Source organism: Dyella sp. 01N36 (assembly GCF_056399745.1).
In genome coordinates, this window is sequence record NZ_JBFTRY010000231.1 from 1 (window position 1) to 4,878 (window position 4,878).

The 4,878-nt window shown below is 61.3% G+C and carries 9 protein-coding genes; all 9 read left to right on the top strand.

Annotated features, from left to right (window positions below; translation table 11 throughout):
• Positions 1 to 604: 604 nt before the first annotated feature.
• A complete protein-coding gene (rpsJ, locus tag AC1DMG_RS19815; protein WP_017461875.1) occupies positions 605 to 916 on the top strand; it encodes a 30S ribosomal protein S10 in 312 nt (103 codons plus the stop codon).
• Between the two features lie 20 nt (positions 917 to 936).
• Positions 937 to 1,578: a 50S ribosomal protein L3 gene (gene rplC, locus AC1DMG_RS19820; RefSeq protein ID WP_046972913.1), complete on the top strand. Its 642-nt coding sequence runs from the start codon at positions 937 to 939 to the stop codon at positions 1,576 to 1,578.
• 11 nt (positions 1,579 to 1,589) lie between these two features.
• A complete protein-coding gene (gene rplD / locus AC1DMG_RS19825) occupies positions 1,590 to 2,192 on the top strand; it encodes a 50S ribosomal protein L4 (protein WP_204634037.1) in 603 nt (200 codons plus the stop codon).
• Positions 2,189 to 2,482, top strand: a complete 294-nt coding sequence (gene rplW, locus AC1DMG_RS19830; RefSeq protein ID WP_046972911.1) for a 50S ribosomal protein L23 — start codon at positions 2,189 to 2,191, stop codon at positions 2,480 to 2,482. Before rplD ends, rplW begins: the two co-directional genes overlap by 4 nt.
• An 18-nt stretch (positions 2,483 to 2,500) precedes the next feature.
• Positions 2,501 to 3,322: a 50S ribosomal protein L2 gene (rplB, locus tag AC1DMG_RS19835; RefSeq protein WP_046972910.1), complete on the top strand. Its 822-nt coding sequence runs from the start codon at positions 2,501 to 2,503 to the stop codon at positions 3,320 to 3,322.
• A 12-nt stretch (positions 3,323 to 3,334) separates the two neighbouring features.
• Positions 3,335 to 3,607 (top strand): 30S ribosomal protein S19, encoded by a 273-nt coding sequence (rpsS, locus tag AC1DMG_RS19840; protein WP_046972909.1) that lies wholly within the window; start codon positions 3,335 to 3,337, stop codon positions 3,605 to 3,607.
• On the top strand, positions 3,607 to 3,942 hold the full coding sequence (gene rplV, locus AC1DMG_RS19845; RefSeq protein ID WP_046972908.1) for a 50S ribosomal protein L22: 336 nt from the start codon (positions 3,607 to 3,609) through the stop codon (positions 3,940 to 3,942). Before rpsS ends, rplV begins: the two co-directional genes overlap by 1 nt.
• A gap of 14 nt (positions 3,943 to 3,956) precedes the next feature.
• Positions 3,957 to 4,706, top strand: a complete 750-nt coding sequence (rpsC, locus tag AC1DMG_RS19850; protein WP_121881668.1) for a 30S ribosomal protein S3 — start codon at positions 3,957 to 3,959, stop codon at positions 4,704 to 4,706.
• An 11-nt stretch (positions 4,707 to 4,717) separates the two neighbouring features.
• Positions 4,718 to 4,878, top strand: a 161-nt coding sequence (locus AC1DMG_RS19855; RefSeq protein WP_477180958.1) for a ribosomal protein L16, incomplete at its 3' end; no start/stop codon positions are given.

The following is a 4,878-nucleotide window of genomic DNA, read 5'->3' on the forward strand; positions in this document are numbered from 1 at the left end:
TTTTTTATGTGACTTGTACGGATTGCGCCCCTTGCTCGTCATTCCGGCGCAGGCCGGAGGCGTTCTTCAACAGCCGAATGGCTGGTCATCCAGTAGCAGCATGGTTTGATGGTCGCGATAGGGGTGGATGCTTTGTTGGCTCGTTCGCGAACACCGCATTTGGTCGCCACTGGATCCCGGCCTGCGCCAGGATGACGAGCAAGAAAACCAACGAATCATGCAAAAAGAACCGCTTAGGGCTTTTCTTCCGCCGAATAGTCAGCTATAGTCGCCGTCTTGCCTGTCGCCGGACCTAGGTTCGGGCGACCTTACAGCGAAATGAGGCACAGGAAGTGCTTCGAGTTCGCTGGCCTGGATGGCCAATACGCAAGAGAGGGCTCGGACGACGAAGCATGACGCTTTGTTGACCTGGCCATTTCGCGCGTTTTATACTTTTCCGTCTAGGCGGGCCCGTTTTGGGCCTGCCTAGTCTTTTAAGGTCGGTTTGAGGTGTGGCGTCAGCCACCCAAGAAACGACTGGTTGTTGGCAGTAAAGGGTTGTGCGGGTGGGCGAGAAGCTCACTCGAATCACAAGAATTGTTCTTTCGATAACAGGACACGGTTTATGGCGAACCAAAAGATTCGCATTCGGCTCAAGGCGTACGATCACCGTCTGATCGATCGCTCGGCCAGCGAGATCGTCGAGACTGCCAAGCGCACTGGCGCAACGGTGCTCGGCCCGATTCCGCTCCCGACCAAGATCGAGCGTTACACCATTCTGGTGTCGCCGCACGTCGACAAAGATGCCCGCGACCAGTACGAAACCCGTACCCACAAGCGCGTGCTTGACATCGTCGACCCCAACGACAAAACCGTGGACGCGCTCATGAAGCTGGACCTCGCCGCTGGCGTGGACGTTCAGATCAAGCTTGGTTGAGCGAGAGACAGGATACGAAGATGAGTATCGGACTAGTTGGCCGCAAGTGCGGCATGAGCCGACTCTTCACTGAAGATGGCCGTTCGATTCCGGTGACCCTCATTGAGGCCACCCCGAATCGCGTCACGCAGCTGAAGACGGAAGAAAATGATGGTTACAGCGCTGTGCAGGTCGCAGCCGGCGTCAAGCGCGCCAGCCTGCTGACGCAGCCGCTGAAGGGTCACTACGCGAAGGCCAAGGTTGAGCCGGGTCGTGGTCTTTGGGAGTTCCGCGTGTCTGCCGACGACCTCGGCAAGTACAGCGTGGGCGCCGAGATCAAGGCCGACGACGTGTTCCAGGCAGGTCAGATCGTTGACGTTGCCGGCGTGTCGAAGGGCAAGGGCTTCCAGGGCACCATCAAGCGTTGGAACTTCACCATGGGTGACGCGACCCACGGTAACTCGCTGTCGCATCGTGCGCCGGGTTCTATCGGTCAGCGTCAGACCCCGGGTCGCGTGTTCCCGGGCAAGAAGATGTCGGGCCACATGGGTGCGGTCAACCGCACGCAGCAGGGCCTGGAAGTGGTCAAGGTCGACGCCGAGCGTCATCTGATCGCGGTGAAGGGCGCGGTGCCGGGTGCTACCGGCGGCGACGTCGTCATCCGTCCGACGACCAAGGGCTGAGGAGAGACGCCATGGAACTCAATGTTATTGGCGCCAAGCCGCTCAACGTGTCGGACGAAGTGTTCGGCGGTGAGCTCAAGCAGGCCCTGATCCACCAGGTCGTCATCGCCTATCAGGCGGGCGGCCGTGCCGGTACCCAGTCGCAGCTGTCGCGCGGCGAGATGTCCGGCACCACCAAGAAGTTCAAGAAGCAGAAGGGCGGCGGCGCCCGTCACGGTGACTACCGTGCACCGATCTTTGTCGGTGGTGGCCGCACGTTCGCTGCCAAGCCGCGCAGCTACGAGCAGAAGGTCAACCGCAAGTCGTATCGCGTTGCCATCCGTTCGATCCTTGCTGAGCTGATCCGTCAGGACCGTCTGAAGGTGGTCGAGAGCTTCGGCATCGATACCCCCAAGACCAAGGCGATGGTTGCCAAGCTGGCTGAACTGCAGGTCTCGGGTCGCGTGCTGCTGGTGTCGGAAGACGCCAACGAAGCCACCTTCCTGGCCGCGCGCAACATCCCGTACATCCACGTCGTGGACGTGCTGGCTCTGAACCCGGTCAGCCTGGTCGGTTCGGACCACATCGTCATGACCGTCGATGCGGTGAAGAAGATCGAGGAGTGGCTGGCATGAGCAACGAACGCATTCTGAATACGCTGCGTGCGCCGCACATCTCGGAAAAGGCTGCACGCCTGGCCGAGAAGAACCAGTACGTATTCGTGGTTGCTCCCGAAGCAACCAAGGCCGATGTCCGCGCAGCGGTGGAACAGATGTTCGACGTCAAGGTCGAGCAGGTGAACCTCGTCAATGCCAAGGGCAAGGTCAAGTCCTTCCGTTTCCGCACTGGCAATCGCCAGGGCAAGCGTAAGGCCTATGTCCGCCTCGCCGATGGCCAGACCATCGACGTGTCGGCCAAAGCCTGAGCCAGGAGTTGAATTGAGATGGCACTGATCACTCACAAGCCGACCTCCCCCGGTCGTCGCGACGCAGTCAGCGTTCGCACCGAGGGCCTTCACAAGGGCGCGCCGTACGCGGCGTTGACCGAGGCGAAGACCAAGAACGGCGGTCGCAATAACTACGGTCGCATCACCGTTCGCCACCAGGGCGGCGGTCACAAGCAGCGTTACCGCATCATCGACTTCAAGCGCGACAAGGAAGGCATTGCCGCCAAGGTCGAGCGCATTGAATACGATCCGAACCGTACCGCGCATATCGCACTGCTGTGCTATGCCGACGGTGAGCGTCGTTACATCATCGCGCCCAAGGGCGTGCAGGCAGGCGATCGCCTGGTGTCGGGCAGCGATGCGCCGATCAAGGCCGGCAACAGCCTGCCGCTGCGCGCCATTCCGGTGGGTTCGACCATCCACTGCATCGAGATGCGTCCGGGCAAGGGTGCGCAGATTGCGCGTTCCGCCGGCGCTTCGGTCCAGCTGGTGGCTCGCGAATCGGGTTACGCCACGCTGCGTCTGCGCTCCGGCGAAATGCGCCGCGTGCCGGTCGATTGCCGCGCCACCATCGGTGAAGTGGGCAACGGCGAGCACAGCCTGAAGAAGCTCGGCAAGGCCGGCGCCAAGCGCTGGTTGGGTATTCGTCCCACCGTTCGCGGTGTGGTGATGAACCCGGTCGACCATCCGCATGGCGGTGGTGAGGGCAAGACCTCTGGCGGTCGTCACCCGGTTTCTCCGTGGGGTACGCCGGCCAAGGGCTACAAGACGCGCTCGAACAAGCGCACCCAGCAGTTCATCGTGCGTCGTCGCAAGTAATAGGAAACGATCATGCCGCGCTCTCTAAAGAAAGGTCCGTTTGTCGACCTGCACCTCGTAAAGAAGGTGGAAGCCGCCGTTTCCGCCAATAACAAGCGTCCGATCAAGACCTGGTCGCGCCGCTCGATGATCCTGCCGGAAATGGTCGGCCTGACCATCGCCATCCACAACGGCCGTCAGCATGTCCCTGTGCTGGTCAACGAGAACATGGTCGGGCACAAGCTCGGCGAGTTCGCGACGACCCGTACGTTCAAGGGCCATGGCGGCGACAAGAAGGGCAAGTGATGAGCACTGAAGCCAAAGCGATCCTGCGCAGCGCCCGCATTTCGGCGCAGAAGGCACGCCTGGTGGCTGACCTGGTCCGCGGCATGCCCGTGGGCCGAGCCAGCGACGTGCTCCAGTTCACCAACAAGAAGGCCGCAGCCCTTGTTCGCAAGGTGCTGTTGTCGGCTGTCGCCAACGCTGAGAACAATCTCGGCGCCGACGTCGACGACCTGAAGGTCGCGCGCATCTTCGTCGACGAAGGTCCGGCGATGAAGCGCATGTACGCCCGCGCCAAGGGTCGCGGTTCCCGCATCCTGAAGCGCACGAGCCACATCACTGTGGTCGTTGGCAACTAAAGAGGACGTAGACGATGGGTCATAAAGTTCATCCCACCGGTATCCGCCTCGGCATTGCCAAGGACTGGAACTCGAAGTGGTACGCCAATAAGGGCGAATACGCCCAGTACCTCGCTGCTGACCTCAAGGTCCGCGAGATGCTGCGCAAGAAGCTGGCCCAGGCCGGCATCTCCAAGATCCTCATCGAGCGTCCGGCCAAGACCGCACGCGTGACGATTCACACCGCCCGTCCGGGCGTGGTGATCGGCAAGAAGGGCGAGGATATCGAGAAGCTGCGCAAGGAAGTCAGTGACCTGATGGGCGTTCCGGCGCACATCAACGTCAGTGAAGTCCGTAAGCCTGAGCTGGACGCACAGCTGGTTGCCGAGTCGATCGCGCAGCAGCTGGAGCGTCGCATCATGTTCCGCCGCGCCATGAAGCGCTCGGTCGGCAACGCGATGCGCCTGGGCGCACTGGGTATCAAGATCAATGTCTCTGGCCGTTTGAACGGCGCTGAGATTGCTCGTTCCGAATGGAGCCGCGAAGGTCGCGTGCCGCTGCATACGCTGCGCGCCGACATCGACTACGGCACCGCCGAGGCTCATACGACCTACGGCGTCATCGGCATCAAGGTGTGGATCTACAAGGGCGAAATCTTCGACCTTGCAGCAGCCGGCCAGGAGTCGAAGGAAGAGCAGTCCCAGCCGCGCCGTGAGGGTGGTGAGGGTCGTCGTGAAGGGCGTCGCGAGGGCGGTGAAGGCCGTCGCGAGCGGACGGCGAAGTAAGGAGAGTTGCCATGCTGCAACCTAAGCGAACCAAATACCGTAAGCAGTTCAAGGGCCGTAACGATGGTCTGGCTTTCTCCTCGAACCTCGTCAGTTTTGGCGAGTTCGGTCTGAAGGCAACCACCTTTGGCGCCCTGACCGCTCGTCAGATCGAAGCCGGTCGTCGTTGCAT